Genomic DNA, 25,321 nt, shown 5'->3' with positions numbered 1-25,321 from the left:
TAAATGAGGCGACGGAAATAGCCGGGATTACCCGGTTCGGGCGCTACGGTCGTCGATTGTGACTTTTCGCGAAGCGCTTCCGACGGGCTGTCCCTTCCCCACCCTGCTCTTGCGTACGCTCCGCTTCCACGCCCGCCAGACCCTCAGGCCGCTGCGTCAGGAGCGCCGTACGGCCGTCTCGCCCGCGGGCCCCGCGGCAGGCTCCGCCTCATCGACCGGTGAGCCCGACTGCGCCGGGACTCCGGCGATCGGGCCGGTGCCGAAAGGGTATTCGCGCAGCTTGCGCCAGACCCCGTCCGAGCCCTGCTCGTAGAGCGCGAAGCCGGTGCAGGTCCACTGCGCCGCGTAGTCGGCGAGGGTGGCGAACGCCAGGTCCATCGCCTCCTCGGAGATCCCGTGGGCGACCGTGACGTGCGGGTGGTACGGGAACGCCAGCTCGCGGCTGAGCGGCCCGTCCGGGTCGCGGACCAGGCCCTGGAGCCGGGTGCAGCCCGTACCGCCCTCGACGACCTGGACGAAGACGACCGGCGAGAGCGGGCGGAAGGTTCCCGTGCCCGCCAGCCGCATCCCGAAGGGGCCGAAGGCGGCCGCGACCTCGGCCAGGTGGGCCCTGATCTCCGGCAGCCGGTCCGCGTCCACCTCGGTGGGCGGGACGAGGGTGACATGCGTGGGGATGCCGTGCGCGGCAACGTCCCCGAAGCCGGCGCGCAGCTCCTGGAGCTGGCTGCCGTACGGCTCCGGGACCGCGATCGAAACGCCGAGCGTTACGGTCCCCACGTATGTCTCCTCCGTCGTCTGGTGTGTACGGGTTGCGTACGGGTCCTGCCGACCCAGTGTGGGGCCAGCACCCCCCGGATTGCCAGGGCCTCCGGCGGTCAGTGCTTCGCGGGCACCAGACCGAGGCGGTCGTAGGCCTGCGCCAGGGTCTCGGCGGCGACCGCGCGGGCCTTCTCCGCACCCTTGGCCAGGATGGAATCCAGGGTCTCCGGGTCGTCCAGGTACTCCTGGGTGCGCTGCTTGAACGGTGTGACGAAATCGACCATCACGCCGGCCAGGTCCGTCTTGAGCGCGCCGTAGCCCTTGCCCTCGTAGCGGGCCTCCAGGGCCGGGATCGACTCCCCCGTGAGGGTGGAGTAGATCGTGAGCAGGTTGCTGACGCCGGGCTTGTTCTCCGTGTCGAAGCGGATCTCGGCCTCGGTGTCGGTGACCGCGCTCTTGATCTTCTTCTCGGTGACCTTGGGCTCGTCGAGGAGGTTGATCAGGCCCTTGGGGGAGGACGCGGACTTCGACATCTTGATCGAGGGGTCCTGGAGGTCGTAGATCTTCGCGACCTCCTTGACGATGTGCGCGGCGGGGAGCGTGAAGGTCTGGCCGAAGCGCTGGTTGAAGCGCTCGGCCAGGTCGCGGGTCAGCTCGATGTGCTGGCGCTGGTCCTCGCCGACGGGGACGGCGTTCGCCTGGTAGAGCAGGATGTCGGCGACCTGGAGGATCGGGTACGTGAACAGGCCGACGCTGGCGCTGTTCACACCGCCCTTGGCGGACTTGTCCTTGAACTGGGTCATCCGGCTGGCCTCGCCGAAGCCGGTGATGCAGTTCATGACCCAGCCGAGCTGGGCGTGCTCGGGCACGTGGCTCTGGATGAAGAGCGTGCAGCGGTCGGGGTCGAGACCGGCGGCGAGCAGCTGCGCGGCGGAGAGGCGGGTATTGGCGCGCAGGTCCTTCGGATCCTGCGGCACGGTGATCGCGTGCAGGTCGACGACCATGTAGAACGCGTCGTGCGTCTCCTGCAGGGCGACGTACTGGCGGATGGCTCCGAGGTAGTTCCCGAGGTGGAACGAGCCGGAGGTGGGCTGGATGCCGGAGAGCGCGCGAGGACGATCAGAAGCCATGGCTTCATTCTCTCAGGTACGGCGGCCGCGGCGGTCCCCACCTGTCCGAAACCCCCGGGGCGCGATCCCGGGGGTTTCGGACGGGTCGGGGACGGATCGAGTGAGTGGGACGGGTCAGGACAGCGGGAGGCCCGGGGCCGGGTGGGCCGACATCAGGTCCGCCACCTCGGTGCGGATGACGGCCAGGGCCGGTTCGTCCTGCTTCGCCGCGGCGTCCACGGCTCGGGAGATCCAGTCCGCCACGAGCGGCATGTGCTCCGTCCCCAGGCCCCGCGAGGTCAGCGACGGGGTGCCGATGCGGATGCCCGACGGGTCGAACGGCTTGCGGGGGTCGAACGGGACCGTGTTGTAGTTCACGACGATCCCGGCGCGGTCCAGCGCCTTGGCCGCCACCTTGCCCGGCACCCCCCGCGAGGTCAGGTCCATCAGGATCAGGTGGTTGTCCGTACCGCCCGACACCAGGTCGAAGCCCCGGGCCAGCAGCGCCGTCGCCAGCGCCTTCGCGTTGGCGACCACGGCGTGCGCGTACGACACGAACGACGGCTGCGCCGCCTCGTGCAGGGCCACCGCGATGCCCGCCGTCGTCTGGTTGTGCGGGCCGCCCTGGAGGCCCGGGAAGACCGCCTTGTCGATGGCCTTCGCGTGCTCCTCGCGGCACATCAGCATGGCGCCCCGCGGCCCGCGCAGCGTCTTGTGCGTGGTCGTGGAGACCACGTCGACGTGCCCGACCGGCGAGGGGTGCGCCCCGCCCGCGATCAGGCCCGCGATGTGCGCCACGTCGGCGACGAGGACCGAGCCGGCCTCCTGGGCGATCGAGGCGAACGCCTCGAAGTCGATCGTGCGCGGGAGCGCCGTACCGCCACAGAAGATGATCTTCGGGCGCTCCGCCAGCGCGAGATCGCGCACGGCGTCGTAGTCGATCAGACCCGTCTCGGCGGACACCCCGTACTGCACGCCCCGGAACCAGGACCCCGTCGCCGAGACCCCCCAGCCGTGCGTCAGGTGCCCGCCCATCGGCAGGGCCATGCCCATCACCGTGTCGCCCGGCTTCGCGAAGGCCAGGTACACCGCGAGGTTCGCCGGAGAGCCGGAGTACGGCTGGACGTTGGCGTGGTCCACCCCGAACAGGCCCTTCGCCCGCTCGACGGCCAGCGCCTCGACGCGGTCGATGTTCTGCTGGCCCTCGTAGTAGCGGCGGCCCGGGTAGCCCTCGCTGTACTTGTTCTGGAGCACCGTGCCGGAGGCTTCGAGCACGGCGGCGGACACGTAGTTCTCGCTCGGGATCAGGCGCAGGGTCTCCGCTTGGAGCGTTTCCTCGGCGGCGACGAAGGACGCCAGCTCGGGATCGACGGCGGTCAGGGCGGGGTGGCGGCTCGCGCTCATGGCGGCTCCTCCGGGGTCGATGTCGGTTCTCGTCCCCGCGAGGCCCAGGCGAGCGGCCCTGTGTGCGGTCGTGCGCGCACGACTCCCCCGGAGTTGGTTCTCCGTACGCCAGTCGCCGTGCGTACCGCTCACCTTAGCGGGCGGTCCACAAGAAAGGTTTCCCCGTCCGGTATACGAGCGACGTATAGCCGTATACAAGGTGACGTGACGCAGGTGACGACACCCCCGTCGCCTCCGTCACCCTCGTCACCTCCATCACGCCCGCCACCGACGATCGGAGACCCCGTGTCGACAACTGCTGAAGCCCTGCGCTCCGCCGAGGCGCACAGCGCGCACAACTACCACCCGCTGCCCGTCGTCGTGGCGTCCGCGGAAGGCGCGTGGATGACCGACGTGGAGGGCCGCCGGTTCCTGGACATGCTCGCGGGCTACTCGGCGCTCAACTTCGGCCACGGCAACCGCCGTCTGCTCGATGCGGCCAAGGCGCAGCTGGAGCGGGTCACCCTCACCTCGCGGGCCTTCCACCACGACCGGTTCGCCGATTTCTGCAGCGAGCTCGCCGCGCTGTGCGGCAAGGAGATGGTGCTGCCGATGAACACGGGCGCGGAGGCCGTGGAGACGGCGGTGAAGACCGCCCGCAAGTGGGGTTACGAGGTCAAGGGCGTGCCGGACGGGCAGGCCAAGATCGTGGTCGCGGCCAACAACTTCCACGGCCGTACGACGACCATCGTGAGCTTCTCGACGGACCACGAGGCGCGCGACCACTACGGGCCCTACACCCCCGGGTTCGAGATCGTTCCGTACGGGGACCTCACCGCGCTGGCGGCGGCCGTCACGGCCAACACCGTGGCCGTGCTGCTGGAGCCGATCCAGGGCGAGGCGGGGGTGCTGGTGCCGCCCCCCGGCTACTTCCAGGGTGTACGTGAGCTCACGCGCGAGCGGAACGTCCTGTTCATGGCGGACGAGATCCAGTCGGGGCTGGGCCGCACCGGCAAGACGTTCGCGTGCGAGCACGAGGACGTCGTACCGGACGTGTACATCCTCGGCAAGGCGCTGGGCGGCGGCGTGGTCCCGGTCTCGGCCGTCGTCGCCGACCGGGACGTGCTCGGGGTGTTCCGGCCCGGCGAGCACGGCTCCACCTTCGGCGGCAACCCGCTGGCCTGCGCGGTCGCCCTGGAGGTGATCGCGATGCTGCGCTCCGGCGAGCACCAGCAGCGCGCCGCCGAGCTCGGCGACCACCTGCACCGGGAGCTGAACCTGCTGGTCGGCGGGGGCGCGGTGACCGCCGTACGCGGGCGCGGGCTGTGGGCGGGCGTCGACATCGACCCGGCGCACGGCACGGGCCGGGAGATCTCGGAGCGGCTGATGGAGCGGGGCGTCCTGGTCAAGGACACCCACGGGTCGACGATCCGCATCGCGCCCCCGCTGGTGATCAGCAAGGAGGACCTGGACTGGGGTCTGGACCAGCTGCGGGAGGTGCTGGCCGCGGGCTGACGCAGTCCCGTCGGGGGCGCGGCCGCGCCCCCGACGGTGCGGCTACAGGATGACGTGGGGCAGGAAGCGGGCGTACTCGTCCGTGACCGGGCCCGCCGATTCGCGGATGCCCAGGCCCGCCGCCTCCTCCTCGACGACCCAGGCGCCGAGCACCACGCGGTTGCCGTCGAAGTCGGGGAGCGGGGCCAGGCCCTGGAAGACGTACGTCTCCCCCTCCGCCGGCGTGAACGGCTCGCCGCCGCCGGCCGGGTGCAGGGTGACCCCGGCGCCCTCGCGGCCCAGCAGCGGCTTCGCGGCGTACCCGGTGGTCCGCGCGAGCTCGCGCGGGCCGTCGAGGTAGGCGGGCAGCAGGTTCGGGTGCTCCGGGAAGAGCTCCCACAGGATCGCCAGCAGCGCCTTGTTGGACAGCAGCATCTTCCACAGCGGCTCGATCCAGGTGGTGCTCCCGGAGCCGCCGCCGTGGTCGTACGTGCCCAGGACCTGCGGGCCGAAGGCGTCGGTGGCCAGCCACTCCCACGGGTAGAGCTTGAAGCAGCCGCGGATGAAGCCGAGCTTCTGGTCGACGAACCGGCCCGACAGGCTGTCCCAGCCGATCTGTTCGACGGACAGCGCCTCCGTCTCCAGGCCCGCCTGCTCGGCGGTCTCCTGGAGGTAGGCGACCGTCATCAGGTCCTCGCCGAGCTCGTCGGTCTCGGAGTGCGCGAAGTGCAGCGGGCCGGGCGGCAGCAGTTCCGCCTGGCGGCGCCAGGCCTCGACGAGCCGCTCGTGGAGGGAGTTCCACTGGTCGGCGCCGGGGAAGCGCTCCTCCATCCAGAACCACTGCGGACTGGCCGCCTCCACGAGGGAGGTCGGGGTGTCGGCGTTGTACTCCAGCATCTTGGCCGGGCTGCCGGAGCCGTCGTAGCGCAGGTCGAACCGGCCGTAGAGGGAGGGCTGTTCGGCGCGCCGGCGCCAGGACTCGGCGATCAGAGCGGCCAGCTTGGGGTCGGTGATGCCGAGGTCGGCGAAGCGGTCGTGCTCGACGATGTGCGCGGCCGCGGCCAGGCACATGGCGTGCAGCTCCTCGACGACGTTCTCCAGCGCCTCCACCTCGGGGAGCGAGAAGGAGTAGTACGCGCTCTCGTCCCAGTAGGGGCGCAGGGAGTCGTCGGGGTAGCGGGTGAGGGGGTAGATCAGCCCCTGCTCCTCGACGGTCTTCTGCCAGTCGGGGCGCGGCTCGATGGTGTGGCGCTGCACGCTGGATCAGCCGCCCGAGGAGCTCTTGTGGCTGCCGCCGATGCCGCCGCGGGTGACGGCCGACTTGTCGAAGCTGCCGCCGCTGACGCGGTTGTTGGACGCGACGGAGCCGCCGTAGTAGTACGCGCCGCGGCCGCCGCTCTTGCACTCCTTGGTGTTCAGCTTCTCCAGGGTGACGCGGTCCGCGCAGCGCTTGTCGGGCTCGCTGCTGCTGCCGCAGGCCACGAGGGCGGCGGCGAGCAGGCCCATGCCGCCGAGGGCGACGCCGCCGGAGCGCATGCGGCGTCGGGCGGTGCCGGTGGTGCCGGTGGTGTCGTTGCTGCTCGTACTGCTGTCGTCCATGGCGGACAGACTAGAACGGGGCAGCGAACCGATGGAATCCGGCCGTCGAAACCCCCTCATGACCTCCATGATCTAGAGTCATTTCGTGCTCCTTGGGATGGTTTGCGCGCTCGGTGCGGCGGTCTGTTTCGGTACGGCGTCGGTGCTGCAGGCGATGGCCGCGCGGGCGGCGGAGCCGGGGACCGGGTCCGGGGTGGACGCGGCGCTGCTGCTGCGGGCGGCCCGGCAGTGGCGGTACGTGGCGGGTCTGGGGCTGGACGCGGCCGGGTTCGTCCTCCAGATCGTGGCGCTGCGGCACATCCCGATCTACACGGTGGGGGCGGCGCTGGCGGCGAGCCTCGCGGTGACGGCGGTGGTCTCGGCACGGCTGCTGCACGTACGGCTGAGCGGGGCCGAGTGGGGCGCGGTGGGGGTGGTGTGCGCGGGGCTGGCGATGCTGGCGCTGGCGTCGGGCGAAGAGGGCTCGGGGACGGGGTCGTTCGCGCTGAAGCTGGGGCTGCTGGGTGTGGCGGGACTGGTGCTGCTGGTGGGGGTGGTGGCCGGCGGGCTCCCGGACCGGTCGCGGGCGCTGGTCCTCGGCCTGGCGGCGGGGACGGGCTTCGGGGTCGTGGAGGTGGCGGTCCGCCTCATCGACGGCATCTCGCTCGCGTCGCTGGCGAATCCGGCGCTGTACGCACTGCTGCTGGGCGGGGGCGCGGCGTTCCTGCTGCTCACCTCGGCGCTCCAGCGCGGCTCGGTGACGGTGGCCACGGCGGGCATGGTGCTCGGCGAGACGATCGGCCCGGCGGTGGTGGGCGTGGTCTGGCTCGGCGACAGCACCCGCGAGGGCCTGGCCTGGCTGGCGGTCCTCGGCTTCGCGGTGGCGGTGGCCGGGGCCCTGGCCCTGGCCCGCTTCGGCGAACCGCCCGACCCCGAGCGGGCGCGATCCGGTCCCGTCGGCGTTTGAGGCGCCGGGGGTCCTCCGGCGCAGCGAGGGGGAGGGTCGGGAGCGCGCAGCCCCCGGCGGCGGCGCTGCCCGCGAACCCCCGCTACGGCAGGGCCGCGAGCAGGGCCGTCAGCGTCGCCGACCAGGCGCTCGTCGGCGGGGTTCCGTAGCCGACCACCAGCGCCTCCCGCCGGGGGAGCTCCGCGTCCGGGTGGGCGAAGAAGGACAGGGGTACCACCGCCAGGTCCTGCCAGGCCGCGGCCCGCAGGACCGCGGCCTCGGTCCCCGCCGGGAGGTCCAGCACCGCGTGCAGTCCCGCCGCGATGCCCGACACGGCCACCCGGCCGGAAACCGCCGCGACCAGCTCGTCCCGGCGCCGCCGGTAGCGCAGCCGCATGCCGCGTACGTGCCGGTCGTACGCCCCGGACCGGATGAACTCCGCCAGCGTCAGCTGGTCCACCGCGCTCGACGTCCAGTCGGTCGTCCCCTTCGCCGCGACGACCTCGTCCAGCAGCCCCGGCGGCACCACCATCCACCCCATCCGCAGCCCCGGCGCGAGCGACTTGCTCGCCGTACCGAGGTACACCACCCGGTCCGGATCCAGTCCCTGGAGCGCGCCCACCGACTGGCCGTCGTAGCGGAACTCGCCGTCGTAGTCGTCCTCCACGATGATCCCGCCCGTGCTGCGGGCCCAGTCGACCGCCGCCGCCCGGCGGGCCGGGGTCAGCGCCGCCCCGGTGGGGAACTGGTGCGCGGGGGTCAGCAGCACCGCCCCGGCGCCGGCGCCCACCGGCCCCGACAGGTCCGGGGTGCGCGCCCCCGCGTCGTCCACCGGGAGCGGCCGGGTCCGCAGCCCCGCCCGCGTCAGCGTGTCCCGGTGCATGTAGAGGCCGTACCCCTCCACCGCCACGTCCCGTACCCGGCGCGCCCGCAGCACCCCCGCCAGCAGCATCAGCGCGTGCGCGAACCCCGCGCACAGCACGATCCGCTCCGGGTCCGCGTACACCCCGCGCGCCCGCGCCAGGTACCCGGCGAGCGCCTCCCGCAGCTCCACCCGGCCGCGCGCGTCGATCGCGTACCCGAAGGCCTCGTTCGGCGCGTCCGTCAGCGCCCGCCGGGTCGCCGTCAGCCAGGCGGCGCGCGGGAAGGCGCCCAGGTCCGGGGTGCCGGGCACCAGGCTGTACGAGTGCCGCTTGGGTGCGGGGTGGCGGACCCGGGCGGACCCCGCGGGCCGCCGCGGCCGGGCCCGTTCCGCGACCCGGGTGCCCGAGCCCTGGCGGGCCGTCAGCCAGCCCTCGGCGACGAGCTCGGCGTACGCCTCCGCGACCGTGTTCCGGGCGATCCCGAGGTCGGCGGCGAAGGTCCGCGAGGACGGCAGCCGGGTCCCGGGCGCCAGCCGCCCGCTGCGCGCGGCCTCGCGCAGCGCTTCGACGAGCCCGGCGCGCAGGCCGCGCCCGGCGGAGAGGTCCAGATGCAGGTCAGCGCCGAAATCGGCACCGGCACCGCCGCCCGCGCCACCCGCGTCGGCATCGAAAGTGGCCCATGATTCCGTCATGGATATGGACCATACGGGCGGGCCGCCTGCTTCCTAAAGTGGACACATGACCACCACGTACGAAGACACCACCGCACACGCACCCGAGCACACCCCCCGCATGGGCTGGGCCAAGCACGCACCCGAGGTTTACAAGGCGATCGTCGGCCTGGAGATGGCCGCGAGGAAGGGCCTGGACCCGGCCCTGATCGAACTGGTCAAGATCCGCGCCTCGCAGCTGAACCACTGCGCGTTCTGCCTGGACATGCACACCAAGGACGCCATCGCCGCGGGCGAGAGCGTCGAGCGGATCATCCAGCTCACCGCCCTGGAGGAGTCGCGCCACTTCTACACCGAGAAGGAAGTGGCCGCGATCGAGCTGACCGAGGCCGTGACCGTCCTGACGGACGGGTTCGTTCCCGACGAGGTGTACGCGAAGGCCGCGAAGCACTTCGACGAGAAGGAGCTCTCCCACCTGATCGCCGTGATCGCGACGATCAACGTCTGGAACCGCTTCGCGGTCACCACGCGCATGGTCCCGGGCCACTACACGCCGGGCATGTTCAAGTAGCAGACGGGCAGACAGACGGCCGGACTGACGGACCGACGACCGTTCTCAGTCCGGCCGGAACGAGCCCAGGGCCGCCGCCATGCGCGCGCGGACGGCCTTGGGCTCGGTGGCCGGGCCGAAGCCCATCAGCACCCAGCGGCTGCCGCCGGACGCGACGGCGAGCCGCCCGATGGCGTGCACGGTCCCGTTCGTGCCCCCGCCGGGGACCTCGTAGACGATCTCGCAGCCGGTGGTGTCCACCGCTTCGAGCGAGATCCGCCGGTACCCCTCCCGGGAGCTCAGCTCCTTGGTGCCCTCGACCAGCACCTCGCACGGGTTGTCGGGGCCGCCGGTGACCCGGAAGACCTGGAGCAGGCTGTCGCTGCCCTGCTCGGGGCGGAACACCGTGCCGGCCGCGCTCCCGCTCTCCGACGTGCTGAGCTGCCAGTCCTTCGGGACCGCGACCTGGAACCCCGCCCCGGCGCTGCGCAGCACCTTGTAGCCGTCGGGCAGGGCCGTGGAATCCGCCATCAGGTACGGGGCGGCCAGCGCGGCCCCGCCTGCGACCACCGCCACGCCGATCGCGATCCCCAGCCCGAGCCGCCACCGGCGCCCCGTGCGCCGCGCGGGCGGGGCGTCGGCCGGGGCATCCTCGGAGGCGTACGCGTCCTCCGGGTCCGGCGGCTCCGTACCCGGCGGGTAGGAGGGCTTCGGCGGGAGCTTCGGCCGCTCGGGCCCCGGCTCCCCGCGCCCGGCCCCGGACTCGGGGCGCCCCCGTCGGCTCCGCCGCTGCGGATCCTCCTGGCGCTCCCACTGCTGCGACTGCGGGTTCCAGCGGGCGGGGCCGCTCCCCGGGGCCATGGATCACCCCCCGAACGAGGTCAGCAGGGCGGCCAGCGCGGTGGCCGCGCTCACCGAGTCCACCAGCGGGGCCCACCGTTCCAGCGCCCCGCGCAGCCGGGCGGGCAGGCCCGGCCGGACCTCCTCGCCGTCCGCCGACTCCAACTCCTCCGCCGCCGCGTCCAGTTCGGCGTCGAGCGCGGCCCTCCCGTCGCTCCGGGGCAGCCGTACCAGGGCCGCGCGGAGGTCTCGTACGGCCTCCAGCAGCTCCTGCGCGGTCGGCCCGGCCGCACTGGCGTCCGTCCCCGTACCGCCGTGGTTGACCGTGCTGTTGCTGACGTCCGTGCCGCCGATGCTGAAGGCGCTGCCCCGTACGTCGCCGATCCGCACCGAGGGCAGCCCGGCGCCTTCGCCCTCACTAATGGCCACTTCTGCTCTCCTTGCCCGCGCGCACGCGCCCGTCCTTCCGGTCCGACGTGTCGGAGCCCTGGTTCACCGTGCTGTTGTGGCTCACTCCGTTGATGCCGAAGGCGCTGTTGCTCACCGACTGGATGAACACCCCGCCTTCCGCGACGTTGACCGCGCGCTCCGCGAACTCCTCGGTGTGCCAGCCCGCGTCGTGCAGCGCCTGCGTCACCCCGCCGACGATGCGCTCCTGGATGGTCTTCACGTACCGGTCCATGTCCATCAGCTGGAACAGCGACAGATCCCGCTGCGAGGCGAGTTCGCGTACGGACGCGGCCGGCCCCGCCGCGTACGCGACGCCGTGCCCGGCGGTCGCCAGCCGCCACGGGACCCTGCATGCCCCGCCGAGGGTGGCGAGGGCCACGCCGAGCGATCCGGGGGCGTTGCTGAGGGCCAGCAGCACCTTGGCGAGGGGCGTGTTGCGGCGGTGGCGCCGGGCGATGTCGTCGGCGCGCTGGAAATCGGGGCGCACCGGCAGCAGCACGTGCGGGGCGACCTCCAGCATCAGCATGCCGCCCTGCGTGTGGACCCGGATGAAGACGGTGATGACGAGGTTCTCGTCCCAGCCGCCGATCCGGACGCGCAGGAAGTGCCGGCGCCGCTCTCCGCCCTCCTCGACCGCCGCGGCGCGGTGTTCGGCGAACGCCTCGTCGGACACGTCGACCGCGTCCACGTCGGGCAGTCCGGCGGCCGGCAGGAACACGCACTCGTCGATGACCAGCTCGCGCAGCCGGTCCAGTACGCTCGCCCCCGCCCGCTCGGGGCCGCCCGGCGAGGGCACCCGCAGGGCCTCCAGCCTGGGCCGGATCCGCTCGATGATCCCCGCGTTGTCGAGGCTGCGGGCCTCCTCGCCGGCGCGCGGGCGCAGCTCCACCGTCAGCTGCCACGGCAGACGGGCCTGGCCGGCCCCGCAGAACGGGTTGTCGATGTCGTACAGCACCACCTGCGCGTGCTGCATGCGCAGGATCCGGTCCTGCGCCCGGTGGAAGCGCGGGCCCCCGACCGGGTCGGCCTCCCAGTCCGCGTAGTGCGCGCGGCTGAGCGAGGAGTTGATGGTCTGCGCGAAGTGCCCGCGCTGGAAGTAGACGAGCACCGTGACCAGCACGGCGATCAGGACGACCGTCCACGAGTAGACCTCCCCGTAGTACTGGCCGATCCTGGGCACCTCCACGAAGATCATGAGCGGGTTGGTCTCGAGGACGTGCCCGAGGTAGTCGCCGAGGTAGCTCAGGTCCGGGCTGCCCAGGAAGCCCTCGAAGCCCGCGTCGTCCGAGAAGAAGCCGCGGAGCACGCCCCACAGGATCCGGCCGAGGAGGTACGCGGCGCAGGCGCGCAGGATCCATTCGAAGACCCTGCCGCCGCGGCCGGTCCGCTCGCGGCGCTTCTTGATCCGGCCGGCCCCGCTCAGGAGCAGCGCCGGGACGAGCAGGAAGAGGAAGAACGTGCGGGTGAGGAGGAAACCGAGGCCCCACACCGCGACGATCGCCGCCGACCAGGCCACTTCGGTGCGCAGGGCGCGCAGGGCGTGGCCGAGGACGCGGCCGGCGTCGAACCCGTAGGAGGGTGCGGGGAACCGTTCCTCGTGGACGTACAGCTCTTCGATCACCCGGTCGCGGTAGGCCGGGTCGAGGTAGGCGCCGGCGCACAGCAGGCGTCCCGCCTCCGTCGCCACCGGGTCCACGGGGGCCCTGCCGTCGGGTGTGCCACTCACGTGTTCTCCTCGCTCGGGAGGAGGGCAACCGTACGGCGCGCGGGGTACGCGGGACAGGGCACTTCACGCCAAAAAGCCCCGGCGCGCACGCCGGGGCCCTTCAGGTGGTGCGGGGTCGGATCAGCCGGGTCGGACGGGGCGGCCGGGTCGTCGGCCGGGGCCCGTCAGGCCGGTCGGATCAGGCCGCTCAGATCAGGCCGAGCTCGCGGACCGCGTCGCGCTCCTCGACGAGCTCCGCCACGGACGCGTCGATGCGCGCACGGGAGAACTCGTTGATGTCCAGGCCCTGGACGATCTCGTACTTGCCGTCCTTGGTGGTGACGGGGAAGGAGGAGATGATGCCCTCCGGGACGCCGTAGGAGCCGTCCGACGGGATGCCCATGGAGGTCCAGTCGCCCGCGGCGGTGCCGTTGACCCACGTGTGGACGTGGTCGATGGCGGCGTTCGCGGCGGAGGCGGCCGAGGACGCGCCACGGGCCTCGATGATCGCGGCGCCGCGCTTGGCGACGGTCGGGATGAAGGTGTCGGCGAGCCACAGCTCGTCGCTGACGACCTCGGCGGCGTTCTTGCCGGCGATCTCCGCGTGGAAGATGTCCGGGTACTGGGTCGCCGAGTGGTTGCCCCAGATGGTGAGGCGCTTGATGTCGGAGACGGCGGCACCGGTCTTGGCGGCCAGCTGCGAGATCGCGCGGTTGTGGTCGAGGCGGGTCATCGCGGTGAAGCGCTCGGCCGGTACGTCCGGGGCGGCGGCCTGCGCGATGAGCGCGTTGGTGTTGGCCGGGTTGCCGACGACCAGGACCTTGATGTCGTCCGCGGCGTGGTCGTTGATGGCCTTGCCCTGCGGCTTGAAGATGCCGCCGTTGGCGGAGAGCAGGTCGCCGCGCTCCATGCCCTTGGTGCGCGGGCGGGCGCCCACGAGCAGGGCGACGTTGGCACCCTCGAAGCCCGCGTTCGGGTCGTCGAAGATGTCGATGCCCTTGAGCAGCGGGAACGCGCAGTCGTCGAGCTCCATGGCGGTGCCCTCGGCGGCCTTCATGCCCTGGGGGATCTCCAGGAGGCGGAGCTTGACCGGCACGTCCGCGCCGAGCAGGTGGCCGGACGCGATGCGGAAGAGCAGCGCGTAGCCGATCTGGCCGGCGGCGCCGGTGACGGTGACATTCACGGGAGTGCGGGTCATGGCCTTCTCCGTTAGACAGCTGGCGGTGGGGCGTCGCTGCCCCATGTGCTGGCGGACGCCGCTCCCCTGCGAATCTTGACGTGAAGAGACATCCGGCGTCAGGCTATCCGACCTTCCGGCGACCCAATCCCCCGGTCCGTGTGGTGCAGGGCACACGGACCGGGAGTTCGAAGGCGTGGAGGGGGATTTCCCCGCTCTTTTCGACCGTCGGACACCGCCGGACGGGTGTACGAGTGGGTACGAGTACGTCAGGTCCTCGGGCCGGGCCGGGGCCGGGTCGGCCCGGGCCGGCTCAGCGGACGGTGAAGCGGACCGCGCTCTCCAGGAACGGGATGTGCAGCACCGGCTTGGGCTCCATCACGAGCGCGAGCAGTGTGATCGCCACGCCCAGCAGCCCGTACGTGACCATGTCCGTGAAGCGGGAGCGCACCGCGAGCATCCCCACCTGCGGCAGTACGCGCCGCAGCACGGAGGCCGCGATCAGGGCCACGCCCATCACCAGGCAGCCGACGCGGGGGTGGCCCAGCGCGGTCAGGAGCAGTCCGACCGCGGTGGCGGCGAGCACGCTGAGCATCGGCCACTGGCGGGCCGCGAGGGCGTCACCGGGCGCGGCCCGGCCGTGGCCCTCGGGGCGGGCGGTGTCCTTGGTGATGGAGGGGAAGCGGCGCGACTTGGCGGCCGCGGTCCCGGCTTCGGCGGCTCCGGGCGCGGCCCCGGCACCGGACTCGGACTCGGACCCGGCACCGGACTCGGACCCGGCACCGGACTCGGCGCCGGTCCCCGCTTCCGCTTCGTGCTCAGCCTGCACTGTTCGACGTCCGTTCCGCCGCCTCGACGACGTTCACGAGCAGCTGCGCCCGCGTCATCGGGCCGACACCGCCCGGGTTCGGGGAGATCCAGCCGGCCACCTCTGCGACGCCCGGGTGCACGTCGCCGACGATCTTGCCGTTCTCGTCGCGGCTGACGCCCACGTCGAGCACGGCCGCGCCGGGCTTCACATCCTCCGGCTTGACCAGGTGCGGGACGCCCGCGGCCGCCACGATGATGTCCGCCTGGCGCAGCTGGGCCGCCAGGTCGCGGGTGCCGGTGTGGCACAGGGTGACGGTGGCGTTCTCCGACTTGCGGGTCAGCAGCAGGCCCATGGAGCGCCCGACGGTGATGCCGCGGCCGAGGAGCACCACGTGCGCGCCGTTGATCTCGATGCCGTGGTGGCGCAGCAGCTGCACGATCCCGTACGGGGTGCAGGGCAGCGGACCCGGCTCGTTCAGCACCAGCCGGCCCAGCGACATCGGGTGCAGGCCGTCGGCGTCCTTGGCCGGGTCCATCAGCTCCAGGACCCGGTTGGTGTCGATGCCCTTGGGGAGCGGGAGTTGGACGATGTAGCCGGTGCACTCCGGGTTCGCGTTGAGTTCCCGTACGACCGCCTCGATGTCCTCCTGGGAGGCCGTCGCGGGCAGTTCGCGCTGGATGGACGCGATGCCGACCTCGGCGCAGTCCTTGTGCTTGCCGTTGACGTACCAGCGGCTGCCCGGGTCGTCGCCGACCAGCAGGGTGCCGAGGCCGGGGGTGATGCCCCTGGCCTTGAGAGCCGCCACGCGGGCGGTCAGTTCGGACTTGATCGCGGCGGCGGTGGCCTTGCCATCGAGAATCTGGGCGGTCATGGACCCATCCTCCCGGATGGACCGGCTTCGCTTCCAGTCGCGGGGCCCGGTCGGGCGCTCCGTAATGGCTTGACCCGTTCATTGCACTTGCACAACAAGTGACCGGCCCGGCGCGCCGTCGCTGGACAACTCCGGCCCGATCGGCCCACGATGAAGGATAAAGAGTGCCGCGGGCAGTGCCGGGGGGCGGACCGCACATCGCAGTGATTCCTCCGTGCGTGCCGTGCGTCCCCGCACTTCCACGGAGGAACACCCCAAGATGAGCTTCGGCGACCCGAACAACCCGTACGGGCAGCAGCAGCCGCCGGCCCCGCAGGGCCAGCCCGGTTACGGCTACCCGAACCAGGCCCCGCAGGGCATCCCGCCGCAGGGCGGTTACGCATACCCGCAGCAGGCCCCGCAGGGCCAGCCCGGCTACGGATACCCGAACCAGGCCTACCCGGGCGGCCCCGGCGGCTACCCGGGCATGCCCATGCAGATGCCGGGTCTGCTGAAGACCGCCCGCGTGCTCCTCTTCATCATCGCGGGCCTTCAGCTGATCGTCGGCGCGTTCGCCCTGCTGGGGGCGGCCTTCCTCTCCAGCAGCGACTACACCAGCAGCTCCGCGAGCGAGGTGGCGGCCGGTTTGATCGCCGCCCTCGCGCTGCTCGCCATCGCGTTCGCCGTGTGGGCGATCGTCCTGGGCGTGAAGTTCGGCAAGGGCGGCAACGCCACGCGGATCACGACGATCGTGTACTCCGTGCTCTTCCTGCTCAGCAGCCTCGCCAACTTCGCGAACACCGGCAGCAACGGCACCGCGGGCGCGGCGGCGGGCGGCGTGATCGGTCTCGCCATCGGCGTGGTCATCCTGATCGCCGCGGTCAACAAGGACTCGGTGGCCTGGTTCAACCGGCCGCGCTACTGATCCCCGTACGGACCTCGGCAGCACGGCGAAGGCCGCCACCCGCAGGGGGTGGCGGCCTTCGCCGTGTCCGGGGAGCCGGCTCGGGGCTCAGTGGAAGAAGTGCCGGGTCCCGGTGAAGTACATGGTCACGCCGGCCGCCTTCGCGGCCTCGACGACCTGCTCGTCACGGACCGAACCGCCGGGCTGGACCACGGCCTTGATGCCCGCGGCGGTCAGGATCTCCAGCCCGTCCGGGAACGGGAAGAAGGCGTCGGAGGCGGCGTACGAGCCCTGCGCGCGCTCGGCGCCCGCCCGCTCGACGGCCAGCTTCGCCGAGTCGACGCGGTTGACCTGGCCCATGCCGACGCCGACCGAGGCACCGTCCTTGGCGAGCAGGATCGCGTTGGACTTGACGGCCCGGCAGGCCTTCCACGCGAAGGCGAGCTCGGCGAGCTCCGCCGGGGAGAGGGCCTCGCCGGTGGCCAGGGTCCAGTTCGCCGGGTCGTCGCCCTCGGCCTGGAAGAGGTCGCTCTGCTGGAGCAGCGCGCCGCCGGAGATCGGCTTCAGGTCGCCCGGCTGGTGCGGGGTGCCGTCGACCTTGAGGACGCGGATGTTCTTCTTCTTGGCCAGGACCTCGACCGCGCCGTCCTCGTACGAGGGGGCGGCGATGACCTCGGTGAAGATCTCCGCGACCTGCTCGGCGAGCTCGACGGTCACCGGGCGGTTGACCGCGATGACGCCGCCGAAGGCCGACAGCGGGTCGCAGGCGTGCGCCTTGCGGTGGGCGGCGGCGACGTCCGCGCCGACGGCGATGCCGCACGGGTTGGCGTGCTTGATGATCGCGACGCAGGGCTCGTCGTGGTCGTACGCGGCGCGGCGGGCGGCCTCGGTGTCCACGTAGTTGTTGAAGGACATCTCCTTGCCGTGCAGCTGCTCGGCGTTGGCGAGCCCGCCCGGCTGGCCGTCCGTGTAGAGGGCGGCGGCCTGGTGCGGGTTCTCGCCGTAACGGAGGGTGGACTTGCGGTCCCAGGCGCCGGCCAGGAACTCGGGGAGCACGGCCTCCGGCTCCGGGGCGTACGCATTCGTGAACCAGGAGGCCACGGCGACGTCGTACGCGGCGGTGTGCTGGAAGGCCTCGGCGGCCAGCCGCTTGCGCGCGGTGAGGTCGAAGCCGCCGCCCTGCGCCGCGGCGAGGACGTCGGCGTACCGGGCGGGGCTGGTGACGACGGCGACCGAGGGGTGGTTCTTGGCGGCGGCGCGGACCATCGACGGGCCGCCGATGTCGATCTGCTCGACGCACTCGTCGGGGGTGGCGCCGGAGGCGACGGTCTCCCGGAACGGGTAGAGGTTGACGATCACCAGGTCGAAGGGCTCGATGCCGAGCTCGGCGAGCTGGTTGCGGTGGTCCTCCAGGCGCAGGTCGGCGAGGATGCCGGCGTGCACGCGCGGGTGCAGGGTCTTGACCCGGCCGTCCAGGCACTCGGGGAAGCCGGTGAGCTCCTCGACCTTGGTGACGGGCACGCCGGCCGCGGCGATCTTGGAGGCGGTGGAGCCGGTGGAGACGAGCGCGACGCCCGCCTCGTGCAGGCCGCGGGCCAGCTCCTCCAGTCCCGTCTTGTCGTAGACACTGACGAGAGCGCGCCGGATCGGCCGCTTCGACGAGCTCGACGAGGTGGTGCTGCTCTCTACGGCGGTCACTGGATCGTTACCTTTCGTCCCTCAATGCGGTAGCCGTGCCGGGCCAGGCGCCCCACGACGTCGACGAGCAGCTGGCGCTCGACTTCCTTGATGCGCTCGTGCAGAGCGGCTTCGTCGTCCCCGTCCCGGACCTCGACCACACCCTGGGCGATGATCGGACCGGTGTCCACGCCGGCGTCCACGAAGTGGACCGTGCAGCCGGTGACCTTCGCTCCGTAGGCGAGGGCGTCCCGTACGCCGTGGGCCCCCGGGAAGGCCGGGAGGAGGGCGGGGTGCGTGTTGACGAAGCGGCCGCCGAAGCGGCCGATGAACGAGGCGCCCACGATCTTCATGAACCCGGCGGACACGACGAGGTCCGGCGCGTGGGCGGCGGTCGCCTCGGTGAGGGCGGCGTCCCACTCCTCGCGGGTCGCGTACGCCTTCACCGGGCACACGAAGGTGGGGATCCCGGCCTTCTCGGCCCGCTCCAGGCCGGCGATGTTCTCGCGGTCGGCCCCCACGGCGACGACTTCGGCGCCGAAGCCCTCGGCTCCGCCGGGGTGGGCGTCGATGGCGTCGAGCAGGGCCTGGAGGTTGGTGCCGGAACCGGAGACCAGCACGACCAGGCGGGAGGCGGCCATGGGAGGCCCTTTCTGCGGGAATGCGTCCATACGTACTTCACGTACTTCCGTACATCTTGTGTGATCAGACGAAAGCAGGGCGCCCCGAAATACGGGTGACCCTACGAAGCCGTCGACCGCCTGCAACGATACCGGCACACCGCACGGCCCCCGAGGGACGGGGGGACGGGCGAGGGGTAGCGTCTGGCATACAAGCCGCATACGGCGCGGTGCGCAGCACCGGGCCGCACGTCAACAGCCCTTCGACGCACGCCGCTCACGAGGCCCACGGCGTCCTTGGACGTCCACGACACAGGGGAAGTAACGCACTCGATGCCGGATCGCCGCCAGCCCGACTCCTCCACCGACGACAACCCCTTCGCGGCTCCCCCGGAAGGCCGGCCCGACCAGCCGTGGCAGCCGCGCAGCAGTGGCGACGGCGACGGCGGCGGCCACCCGGGCGAGGACCCCGGATCCGGCCCCGGCGGGCCGGCGCGCTGGGACCCGACGGACCCGATCCAGCGGCGCGCCCGGTACGCGCTGCTGGCCGGCATGTGGGGCTTCTTCTTCGGGATCTTCGGGATCCCGTCGGTGGGGCTGCTGCTCGGCGCGCTCGCCCTGTACTGGGGGATCAGCGGGCTGCGCGGGAAGCCGGCGGCGGCAGCCTCCTCGTCCGCGGCCGCGGTGGACGCCCTGACGGGCCGCGCCCCCGCTCCCGCCCCCGCCCCCCAGGGCGGCCTGGCGGCCCTCGGGCCGGCGGCGCGCCCGCAGCGGACGGCGGCGATCGGCGGGCTGGTCACGGCCTCGCTGGCGATCCTGCTGGCGCTGAGCTCGTACGGCTTGCAGCTGGCCTACAAGGACTTCTACGTCTGCCGTGAGGACGCCCTCACCAAGTCGGCGGAGCTCCAGTGCAACAACCTGCTGCCGGACAACATGCTGGGCAAGATCCTGAAGGTCCAGCAGTAGGAGCGGGCTTTCAGGCCGGGGGCTTGCGGCGGGCCAGTACGCGGGCGCCGGCCACGGGCGGGACGAGGGGCCGGGGCGGCGCGTCGGCCGGTGCCGCCGGAATCGGAATCGGCGTCAGGTCCGGCGGCGTCAGGTCCGGCAGCGTCAGGTCCGGCGGCGTCAGGTCCAGGTGAAGCCCCGTCACGACGGTGAGCCGGCGCGGCGGTCTGGGTGCGGCGGCGACCGGTGCCGCGGGGGGCTCGGCCCGGGGCGGCGTCCGGGGCGGTTCCTGGGCCAGGTCCGGGACCAGGGCACCCGCCGCCCGGCGCAGGGCCTCCCAGCGCAGTTCCCGTACGCCGCTGTCGTGCCACTCGTCCTCGGCGTCCAGCGCGAGGGCGTCCGCCTGCCGGGCGGGCCGGGTCCGCCAGGAGTGCACCGCCACCGCGACCGGCACCGCCAGGAGCAGGGTCCAGGCGAAGGCCGCCGCGCCGGTCGCCCACCACACGGGGCCGAAGCTCGCCAGCCCCCGCGAGCCGAGCGGCCCCGAGGAGGCCGCGGCGAGCCCGGCCAGCAGCAGGGCGCACACCAGGGCGCCCAGAGCCGCCGTCAGGGCGGTTTCCTTGTACGAGACTTCACGCGCCCGGCGTACGGCGAACCACCCGACTGCCAGCCCGGCCAGCAGCGGCACCCCGGCGCTCGCACAGGTCAGCAGGGTCCCGGGCCCCTCCGGCGGCAGCGCCGCCAGCAGCGGGAACCTCGGCAGCGCGGGCGAACCGGCGAAGCCCAGCGGGGTCGCGGTCGCGCCGGCGCCGAGGGCGAAGCCGGGGCCGAGGGCGTAGGCGGCGCCCCAGACCACGGCGTTCGGGAGCAGCGCGAGGGCGAGGAGCAGGACCGCGAAGCGGCCGGACCAGACCCCGGTCAGCGCCAGGAAGGACGCCTGGACCTCGGCGGCGTGCCAGGCGAGCGAGGCCCCGACGAGCAGCGCGCCGCCGCCCAGCAGGACGAGGGCCCCGGCGGCTCCGGCGCGCAGCGCGAGGGGGTAGCGGGGGCGGGCGGCGGCCCGGCGTACGGCCCCCGGAACCCAGTGCGGCAGCGGCCCGACCGGACGCCCCTTGGCCGCCCAGACCCCGCCGGCGGCGGCGAGCACGGCGACGAGCGGGACGTGCCAGGCGGCGCTGAGGGGGTCGGCGGGCATGGGGCCGGCGGCCGCGTAGACGGTGGCGAGGGATCCGACGCAGAGGTATCCGCAGGTCACGGCGGAGAAGACGGCGGAGGCGGGCAGCACCTCATCCCCGTCCCCGCCTTCTCCGCCTTCTCCGCCGTCGCCGGAGACGCTGCCGAGCCGTGCCGCCCGGCGCATGAGCAGGGCGGGCAGCGCGACGAGCAGCAGCGGGGTCACGCCGACGGGGGCCGGCACGCCGGAGAGGGTGTCGTACCGGACGAGCTCGGTCCCGTGGGCGAGCAGCCAGAGCCCGGCGGCCAGGTGCAGAGCGCCGCCGGGGCCGCTGTCGGGGTACGGGGAGCTGATCCAGAGCACGATGACGAGCACGGCGAGGAAGCCGAGGCCGAGCCCGGCGGCGACGGCCCCGCCCAGCACGCAGGCGGCGGCGGCCGGCGAACGGCGCCGCCGGGCGGCGGCCCGGGGGGCCGCCGGCAACGGGGTCCCGCGTTCGGTCACTTGGGTCACCCCGCCATGGTGCCAACGACACGCGCTATGGGCGGGTAACAGGCGAATGCCCGTGGTGTCGCTCAATATACGTTTTATGTACTTTTTCGCCCAGGTCTGTCGGCAGGTCACGGGGAGTGTGGCATGACAGAGAGCGTCGAGGAGCCGAGGCTCCCCTCGCCCGAGGAACGCCGCGGACTGCGCGAGGCGGCCGGGCTGACGTACGAGGCCGTCGCGACCGCGGTGGGCGTCAGGGCCAGCACGGTCCGCTCCTGGGAATCGGGCCGCACCCACCCCCGGGGCCGCAAACGCGAGGCGTACGCCGCTTTCCTGAACTCCCTCGCCCCGGCCTCCGCGGAGCCGGGCGCGGCCCCCGCCGCTGCGGCGGGGGGCGCCCGGACGGCCCCGACGGCCGCCGCGCCCCGGGGCCCCGTCGCCGCGTCGGCAGAGGTGCCGGGCGCCGCGCCCTCCGCGGGAGCGCCAGACCCTGCGGGGGTGGTCGCCGACGGGACCCCGGCCGACGGGGCCGCGATGCGGATGCCCGGGGCCATGCGGCCCTTCGGCATGAGCGGGCACGGGCCGCGGACCCGGCCGCCGGTCGCGGCCAAGCGGGCCGCGAGGCCGCCGACGGGCGTGCCCCGCCACGAGGCGAGGTTCACCGTCAGAGCCACCGCCAGGGCCATCGGCACGCCCGGTCTCGCAACCCCCGGCCCGGCCGCCCCGCTCCCGCTCCCGTGCCCCGCCCCCGCCGGAGCGGAGGCCGCCGCAACGGCCGCCCCGGAGGCGTCCGGCCCGGAGAGCCACGGGCCCGCGCCCGGCGAGGCCCCGGGACAGGCCCCCACCGGAGCCACGACGGCCGGGCCCGGCAGCCCCGCGGCCGGGACCACGACCGCCACCCCGCAGGCGCACGGGCACGCGGCCGCAGGGACTCCGCCGCACCCCGCACCGACCGCCGAAGCCACGGCAGCCGAAGCCACCGCAGCCGACTCCGACCGTGCTGAACCGGCACCCGAGGAGCCCGGGCGGGCGGCCGCGGCGGCCGGGCCGCCGGGGCCCGGGGCCGTGTTCGATGCGCTGTACCAGTACGCCGCGCCCGCGCTCGCGCGCCAGGCGTACCTGCTCACCGGCCGCCGCCGGCTCGCCGAAGAAGCCGTCGAGCGGGCGTTCCAGCAGGCCTGGGCGCGGTGGCCCGAGGTGGCCGTCGATCCCGACCCCGTCGGCTGGGTGCGCGCAGCCGCGTACGAGTACGCCCTCTCCCCCTGGCACGGGCTCCGCCGCGCCCACAAGCACCCCGACAAGGCCCCGGCCGCCCCCGCCGACCGGATCCTGATGGACGCCATGCTGGCGCTCCCGCCGGCCCACCGCCGTACCGTCCTGCTCTACGACGGCGTCGGCCTCGACCTGCCCGACACCGCCGCCGAGACCGAGGCCAGCACCCCCACCACCGGCAACCGCCTCCTGCACGCGCACGCGGCCCTCGCCGACCGCATCCCGGAACTGGCCGCCGCGCCCGCCGAGAAGCAGTCCGCGGTGCTGCGCGAGCGGCTCGGCGCGGTCATTCCGGCCGTCCCGCTGGAGCCCCGCCCCGCAGCCGCCGTGCGCTTCGCCGCCGAGTACCGCGCCACGCGGTGGACCCGCGCGTTCCTCGGGCTGACCGCCGTGATCGCCGTCGCGACCGCGTACACCACCGCGACCGCGCCCCGCCAGTACGAGCCCCCCATCGCGCCGGGCGCGAGCGTCTCCGGGGTCCCCCCGCTGGCCGGTCCCCAGCGGCTCACCGACGAGACCCGGCTGCTGCGCGAAAGGCTCCGCGCGCACCCCGCCCACCGGCCCGAGCGGCTCGCCCCCAGCCTCGAATAGCCGCTCGGACGGCCGCTCGGACAGCCGCTCGACGGCCGACGGAAACGGGCGTGGCCCGCACCCCACTCGGGGATGCGGGCCACGCCCGTACAGCCGTACGCACACGTACGGCGGCGGCAAGCGTTACTTCGCGGCGTTCAGGATCTCGCGCGCCAGCTTGGCCGTCTCGGTCGGCGTCTTGCCGACCTTGACGCCGGCGGCCTCGAGGGCCTCCTTCTTGGCCTGCGCGGTGCCGGAGGAGCCGGAGACGATGGCGCCGGCGTGGCCCATGGTCTTGCCCTCGGGGGCGGTGAAGCCCGCGACGTAGCCGACGACCGGCTTGGTCACGTTCTTCGCGATGAAGTCCGCCGCACGCTCCTCGGCGTCGCCGCCGATCTCGCCGATCATGACGATGAGCTCGGTGTCCGGGTCGGCCTCGAAGGCCTCCAGGGCGTCGATGTGCGTGGTGCCGATGACCGGGTCGCCACCGATGCCGACGGCGGAGGTGAAGCCGATGTCGCGCAGCTCGTACATCATCTGGTAGGTCAGCGTGCCGGACTTGGACACGAGACCGATCTTGCCGGGCTTGGTGATGTCGCCCGGGATGATGCCGGCGTTGGACTGGCCGGGGGTGATCAAACCCGGGCAGTTCGGGCCGATGATCCGGGTCTTGTTGCCCTTGGCGGTCGCGTACGCCCAGAAGGCGGCGGAGTCGTGCACCGCGATGCCCTCGGTGATGACGACGGCCAGCGGGATCTCGGCGTCGATGGCCTCGACGACGGCGGCCTTGGCAAAGGCCGGCGGGACGAAGAGGACGGAGACGTTGGCGCCCGTCTCCTTCATCGCCTCGGCGACGGAGCCGAAGACCGGGACCTCGGTGCCGTCGAAGTCGACGGTCGTGCCGGCCTTGCGCGGGTTCACGCCGCCGACGATGTTGGTGCCGTCAGCCAGCATCAGCTTGGTGTGCTTCATGCCCGTGGCACCGGTCATGCCCTGGACGATGACCTTGCTGTCCTTGTTGAGGAAGATAGCCATGTGAGTCTGTGACCTCTGCCCTTACTTCGCAGCCGCGAGCTCGGCGGCCTTGTCGGCCGCGCCGTCCATGGTGTCCACGCGCTGGACCAGCGGGTGGTTGGCGTCCGAGAGGATCTTGCGACCCAGCTCGGCGTTGTTGCCGTCGAGACGGACGACGAGGGGCTTGGTGACCTCTTCGCCCTTGTCCTTCAGCAGCTGGAGCGCCTGGACGATGCCGTTGGCGACCTCGTCACACGCGGTGATGCCACCGAAGACGTTGACGAAGACGGACTTGACGTCCGGGTCGCCGAGGATGATCTCGAGACCGTTGGCCATGACGGCGGCGGAGGCGCCACCGCCGATGTCCAGGAAGTTGGCGGGCTTGACGCCGCCGTGGTTCTCGCCGGCGTACGCGACGACGTCGAGGGTGCTCATGACGAGACCCGCGCCGTTGCCGATGATGCCGACCTCGCCGTCGAGCTTCACGTAGTTGAGGTTCTTCGCCTTGGCGGCGGCCTCGAGCGGGTTCGCGGCCGCGTGGTCCACGAACTCCTCGTGGCCCGGCTGGCGGAACTCGGCGTTCTCGTCGAGCGAGACCTTGCCGTCGAGGGCGATGACGTCGCCGGAGGCGACCTTCGCGAGCGGGTTGACCTCGACGAGGAGCGCGTCCTCGGCGATGAAGGTGTCCCACAGGGTCACGAGGACCTCGGCGACCTTCTCGGCGACCTCGGCCGGGAACTGCGCCAGGGCGACGATCTCGCGGGCCTTCTCGATGGTCACGCCCTCGTTGGCGTTCACCGGGACCTTGGCGAGCTTCTCCGGGGTCTCCTCGGCGACCTGCTCGATGTCCATGCCACCCGCGACCGAGGCCATGGCCAGGAAGGTGCGGTTGGTGCGGTCCAGCAGGTACGAGACGTAGTACTCCTCGAGGATCTCGGGAGCGGTCTCGGCGATCATCACCTTGTGGACCGTGTGGCCCTTGATGTCCATGCCCAGGATGTCCGTCGCGCGGGCGACGGCCTCGTCCGGGGTGGCGGCGAGCTTGACGCCGCCGGCCTTGCCGCGGCCACCGACCTTCACCTGCGCCTTGACGACCGACTTGCCGCCCAGCCGCTCGGTGGCCTCGCGAGCCGCCTCAGGCGTGTCGATGACTTCACCGGCCAGCACCGGTACACCGTGCTTGGCGAAGAGGTCCCTCGCCTGGTACTCGAACAGGTCCACGCGCGTCCGTCCCTTGTCTTCAAAGATTCGCAGTGATTCGCGGTTGTCTGCGTGGGCGTGCCGCGGAGGGCAACGTGACGGCGCTGTCACTAGGGAGGCGCACACGGTGACCGTGGACGCGGCATGTCCGTCCCGCAGGTTATCCCCGTGGGACGTGGGTCCCTAAATCGCAGATCACACCTGAGCGGTGATACCTGTCACAGATCCCCTCACGGTTGAGCTGGATATTCGTGCGATTCGCCAGGCGCG

23 protein-coding genes and 1 riboswitch are annotated in these 25,321 nt (G+C 72.9%); of the genes, 6 read left to right on the top strand and 17 right to left on the bottom strand.

Annotated features, from left to right (window positions below; genetic code table 11):
* Positions 1 to 156 precede the first annotated feature (156 nt).
* The 3 genes from IF02_RS0108315 to glyA all read right to left on the bottom strand — a co-directional run bounded on the left by IF02_RS0108315 (position 157) and on the right by glyA (position 3,272).
* Positions 157 to 777, bottom strand: a complete 621-nt coding sequence (locus tag IF02_RS0108315) for a 2'-5' RNA ligase family protein (RefSeq protein WP_037835791.1) — start codon at positions 775 to 777, stop codon at positions 157 to 159.
* Between the two features lie 98 nt (positions 778 to 875).
* Positions 876 to 1,889, bottom strand: coding sequence for a tryptophan--tRNA ligase (gene trpS, locus IF02_RS0108310; protein ID WP_030154865.1), 1,014 nt, complete (start codon positions 1,887 to 1,889; stop codon positions 876 to 878).
* A gap of 114 nt (positions 1,890 to 2,003) precedes the next feature.
* Entirely contained in the window at positions 2,004 to 3,272 is a 1,269-nt protein-coding gene (gene glyA / locus IF02_RS0108305) for a serine hydroxymethyltransferase (protein ID WP_030154863.1), read from the bottom strand.
* Between the two features lie 35 nt (positions 3,273 to 3,307).
* A riboswitch (ZMP/ZTP riboswitch) is annotated at positions 3,308 to 3,398 on the bottom strand.
* 159 nt (positions 3,399 to 3,557) lie between these two features.
* On the opposite strand from glyA, the gene rocD reads away from it, so the two are divergent.
* Positions 3,558 to 4,766, top strand: a complete 1,209-nt coding sequence (gene rocD / locus IF02_RS0108300; RefSeq protein WP_030154861.1) for an ornithine--oxo-acid transaminase — start codon at positions 3,558 to 3,560, stop codon at positions 4,764 to 4,766.
* 42 nt (positions 4,767 to 4,808) lie between these two features.
* On the opposite strand, the gene IF02_RS0108295 is transcribed toward rocD, so the two are convergent.
* Together IF02_RS0108295 and IF02_RS0108290 are read right to left on the bottom strand one after the other, a co-directional pair.
* Positions 4,809 to 6,002 carry a glutathionylspermidine synthase family protein gene (locus IF02_RS0108295; RefSeq protein WP_030154859.1) on the bottom strand — a complete coding sequence of 398 codons (1,194 nt, stop codon included), beginning with the start codon at positions 6,000 to 6,002 and terminating at the stop codon, positions 4,809 to 4,811.
* Between the two features lie 6 nt (positions 6,003 to 6,008).
* Positions 6,009 to 6,344: a hypothetical protein gene (locus IF02_RS0108290; RefSeq protein ID WP_051695981.1), complete on the bottom strand. Its 336-nt coding sequence runs from the start codon at positions 6,342 to 6,344 to the stop codon at positions 6,009 to 6,011.
* Between the two features lie 97 nt (positions 6,345 to 6,441).
* Here IF02_RS0108290 and IF02_RS0108285 point away from each other — a divergent pair, with 97 nt between their 5' ends.
* On the top strand, positions 6,442 to 7,290 hold the full coding sequence (locus tag IF02_RS0108285) for a hypothetical protein (RefSeq protein WP_030154856.1): 849 nt from the start codon (positions 6,442 to 6,444) through the stop codon (positions 7,288 to 7,290).
* An 82-nt stretch (positions 7,291 to 7,372) separates the two neighbouring features.
* On the opposite strand, the gene IF02_RS0108280 is transcribed toward IF02_RS0108285, so the two are convergent.
* Complete coding sequence (locus IF02_RS0108280) at positions 7,373 to 8,824, bottom strand: PLP-dependent aminotransferase family protein (protein ID WP_037835788.1); 1,452 nt, start codon at positions 8,822 to 8,824, stop codon at positions 7,373 to 7,375.
* 46 nt (positions 8,825 to 8,870) lie between these two features.
* On the opposite strand from IF02_RS0108280, the gene IF02_RS0108275 reads away from it, so the two are divergent.
* Positions 8,871 to 9,374, top strand: coding sequence for a carboxymuconolactone decarboxylase family protein (locus IF02_RS0108275; protein WP_030154852.1), 504 nt, complete (start codon positions 8,871 to 8,873; stop codon positions 9,372 to 9,374).
* Positions 9,375 to 9,419: 45 nt separating this feature from the next.
* Here IF02_RS0108275 and IF02_RS0108270 read toward each other — a convergent pair whose 3' ends face one another.
* The 6 genes from IF02_RS0108270 to IF02_RS0108245 all read right to left on the bottom strand — a co-directional run bounded on the left by IF02_RS0108270 (position 9,420) and on the right by IF02_RS0108245 (position 15,207).
* Entirely contained in the window at positions 9,420 to 10,214 is a 795-nt protein-coding gene (locus IF02_RS0108270; RefSeq protein WP_030154850.1) for a hypothetical protein, read from the bottom strand.
* 3 nt (positions 10,215 to 10,217) lie between these two features.
* The gene (locus IF02_RS0108265) at positions 10,218 to 10,622 is read right to left on the bottom strand and encodes a hypothetical protein (protein WP_037835786.1); all 405 of its coding nucleotides are present in this window, start codon (positions 10,620 to 10,622) and stop codon (positions 10,218 to 10,220) included.
* Positions 10,612 to 12,369, bottom strand: a complete 1,758-nt coding sequence (locus IF02_RS0108260; RefSeq protein ID WP_158708470.1) for a hypothetical protein — start codon at positions 12,367 to 12,369, stop codon at positions 10,612 to 10,614. Before IF02_RS0108260 ends, IF02_RS0108265 begins: the two co-directional genes overlap by 11 nt.
* Positions 12,370 to 12,556: 187 nt before the next feature.
* On the bottom strand, positions 12,557 to 13,546 hold the full coding sequence (locus tag IF02_RS0108255) for a malate dehydrogenase (RefSeq protein WP_030154844.1): 990 nt from the start codon (positions 13,544 to 13,546) through the stop codon (positions 12,557 to 12,559).
* A 292-nt stretch (positions 13,547 to 13,838) separates the two neighbouring features.
* Positions 13,839 to 14,354, bottom strand: coding sequence for a DUF3017 domain-containing protein (locus IF02_RS0108250; RefSeq protein WP_030154843.1), 516 nt, complete (start codon positions 14,352 to 14,354; stop codon positions 13,839 to 13,841).
* Entirely contained in the window at positions 14,344 to 15,207 is an 864-nt protein-coding gene (locus IF02_RS0108245; RefSeq protein WP_030154841.1) for a bifunctional methylenetetrahydrofolate dehydrogenase/methenyltetrahydrofolate cyclohydrolase, read from the bottom strand. The genes IF02_RS0108250 and IF02_RS0108245 overlap by 11 nt, the downstream gene beginning before the upstream one ends.
* A gap of 259 nt (positions 15,208 to 15,466) precedes the next feature.
* Between IF02_RS0108245 and IF02_RS0108240 the strand changes: the two genes are divergently transcribed.
* Positions 15,467 to 16,111 carry a hypothetical protein gene (locus IF02_RS0108240; protein ID WP_030154839.1) on the top strand — a complete coding sequence of 215 codons (645 nt, stop codon included), beginning with the start codon at positions 15,467 to 15,469 and terminating at the stop codon, positions 16,109 to 16,111.
* An 87-nt stretch (positions 16,112 to 16,198) separates the two neighbouring features.
* Here the strand turns inward: IF02_RS0108240 and purH are convergent, their stop codons facing one another.
* Positions 16,199 to 17,788 (bottom strand): bifunctional phosphoribosylaminoimidazolecarboxamide formyltransferase/IMP cyclohydrolase, encoded by a 1,590-nt coding sequence (gene purH / locus IF02_RS0108235; protein ID WP_030154838.1) that lies wholly within the window; start codon positions 17,786 to 17,788, stop codon positions 16,199 to 16,201.
* Positions 17,785 to 18,408, bottom strand: a complete 624-nt coding sequence (gene purN / locus IF02_RS0108230; RefSeq protein WP_030154836.1) for a phosphoribosylglycinamide formyltransferase — start codon at positions 18,406 to 18,408, stop codon at positions 17,785 to 17,787. Before purN ends, purH begins: the two co-directional genes overlap by 4 nt.
* 312 nt (positions 18,409 to 18,720) lie before the next feature.
* On the opposite strand from purN, the gene IF02_RS0108225 reads away from it, so the two are divergent.
* On the top strand, positions 18,721 to 19,353 hold the full coding sequence (locus IF02_RS0108225) for a hypothetical protein (RefSeq protein ID WP_030154833.1): 633 nt from the start codon (positions 18,721 to 18,723) through the stop codon (positions 19,351 to 19,353).
* 10 nt (positions 19,354 to 19,363) lie between these two features.
* Here IF02_RS0108225 and IF02_RS35405 read toward each other — a convergent pair whose 3' ends face one another.
* Positions 19,364 to 21,019: a DUF6350 family protein gene (locus IF02_RS35405; protein WP_158708469.1), complete on the bottom strand. Its 1,656-nt coding sequence runs from the start codon at positions 21,017 to 21,019 to the stop codon at positions 19,364 to 19,366.
* Positions 21,020 to 21,142: 123 nt separating this feature from the next.
* Between IF02_RS35405 and IF02_RS0108215 the strand changes: the two genes are divergently transcribed.
* Complete coding sequence (locus IF02_RS0108215) at positions 21,143 to 22,858, top strand: helix-turn-helix domain-containing protein (RefSeq protein ID WP_030154830.1); 1,716 nt, start codon at positions 21,143 to 21,145, stop codon at positions 22,856 to 22,858.
* 123 nt (positions 22,859 to 22,981) lie between these two features.
* Here the strand turns inward: IF02_RS0108215 and sucD are convergent, their stop codons facing one another.
* Together sucD and sucC are read right to left on the bottom strand one after the other, a co-directional pair.
* Entirely contained in the window at positions 22,982 to 23,872 is an 891-nt protein-coding gene (gene sucD / locus IF02_RS0108210) for a succinate--CoA ligase subunit alpha (RefSeq protein ID WP_030154828.1), read from the bottom strand.
* 21 nt (positions 23,873 to 23,893) lie between these two features.
* The gene (gene sucC / locus IF02_RS0108205) at positions 23,894 to 25,072 is read right to left on the bottom strand and encodes an ADP-forming succinate--CoA ligase subunit beta (protein WP_030154827.1); all 1,179 of its coding nucleotides are present in this window, start codon (positions 25,070 to 25,072) and stop codon (positions 23,894 to 23,896) included.
* Positions 25,073 to 25,321 lie beyond the last annotated feature (249 nt).

Source organism: Streptomyces sp. NRRL S-244, assembly GCF_000717915.1.
Taxonomy (GTDB): Bacteria; Actinomycetota; Actinomycetes; order Streptomycetales; family Streptomycetaceae; genus Streptomyces.
This window is presented reverse-complemented; position numbering and strand designations above follow the sequence as displayed.

Bases quoted from the DNA above. Each gene is read 5' to 3' on its own strand.
- trpS (WP_030154865.1), bottom strand. From the start codon at position 1,889: ATGGCTTCTGATCGTCCTCGCGCGCTCTCCGGCATCCAGCCCACCTCC.
- glyA (WP_030154863.1), bottom strand. From the start codon at position 3,272: ATGAGCGCGAGCCGCCACCCCGCCCTGACCGCCGTCGATCCCGAGCTG.
- IF02_RS0108290 (WP_051695981.1), bottom strand. From the start codon at position 6,344: ATGGACGACAGCAGTACGAGCAGCAACGACACCACCGGCACCACCGGC.
- IF02_RS0108285 (WP_030154856.1), top strand. From the start codon at position 6,442: ATGGTTTGCGCGCTCGGTGCGGCGGTCTGTTTCGGTACGGCGTCGGTG.
- IF02_RS0108280 (WP_037835788.1), bottom strand. From the start codon at position 8,824: ATGACGGAATCATGGGCCACTTTCGATGCCGACGCGGGTGGCGCGGGC.
- IF02_RS0108275 (WP_030154852.1), top strand. From the start codon at position 8,871: ATGACCACCACGTACGAAGACACCACCGCACACGCACCCGAGCACACC.
- IF02_RS0108270 (WP_030154850.1), bottom strand. From the start codon at position 10,214: ATGGCCCCGGGGAGCGGCCCCGCCCGCTGGAACCCGCAGTCGCAGCAG.
- IF02_RS0108255 (WP_030154844.1), bottom strand. From the start codon at position 13,546: ATGACCCGCACTCCCGTGAATGTCACCGTCACCGGCGCCGCCGGCCAG.
- IF02_RS0108245 (WP_030154841.1), bottom strand. From the start codon at position 15,207: ATGACCGCCCAGATTCTCGATGGCAAGGCCACCGCCGCCGCGATCAAG.
- IF02_RS0108240 (WP_030154839.1), top strand. From the start codon at position 15,467: ATGAGCTTCGGCGACCCGAACAACCCGTACGGGCAGCAGCAGCCGCCG.
- purN (WP_030154836.1), bottom strand. From the start codon at position 18,408: ATGGCCGCCTCCCGCCTGGTCGTGCTGGTCTCCGGTTCCGGCACCAAC.
- IF02_RS0108225 (WP_030154833.1), top strand. From the start codon at position 18,721: ATGCCGGATCGCCGCCAGCCCGACTCCTCCACCGACGACAACCCCTTC.
- IF02_RS0108215 (WP_030154830.1), top strand. From the start codon at position 21,143: ATGACAGAGAGCGTCGAGGAGCCGAGGCTCCCCTCGCCCGAGGAACGC.
- sucD (WP_030154828.1), bottom strand. From the start codon at position 23,872: ATGGCTATCTTCCTCAACAAGGACAGCAAGGTCATCGTCCAGGGCATG.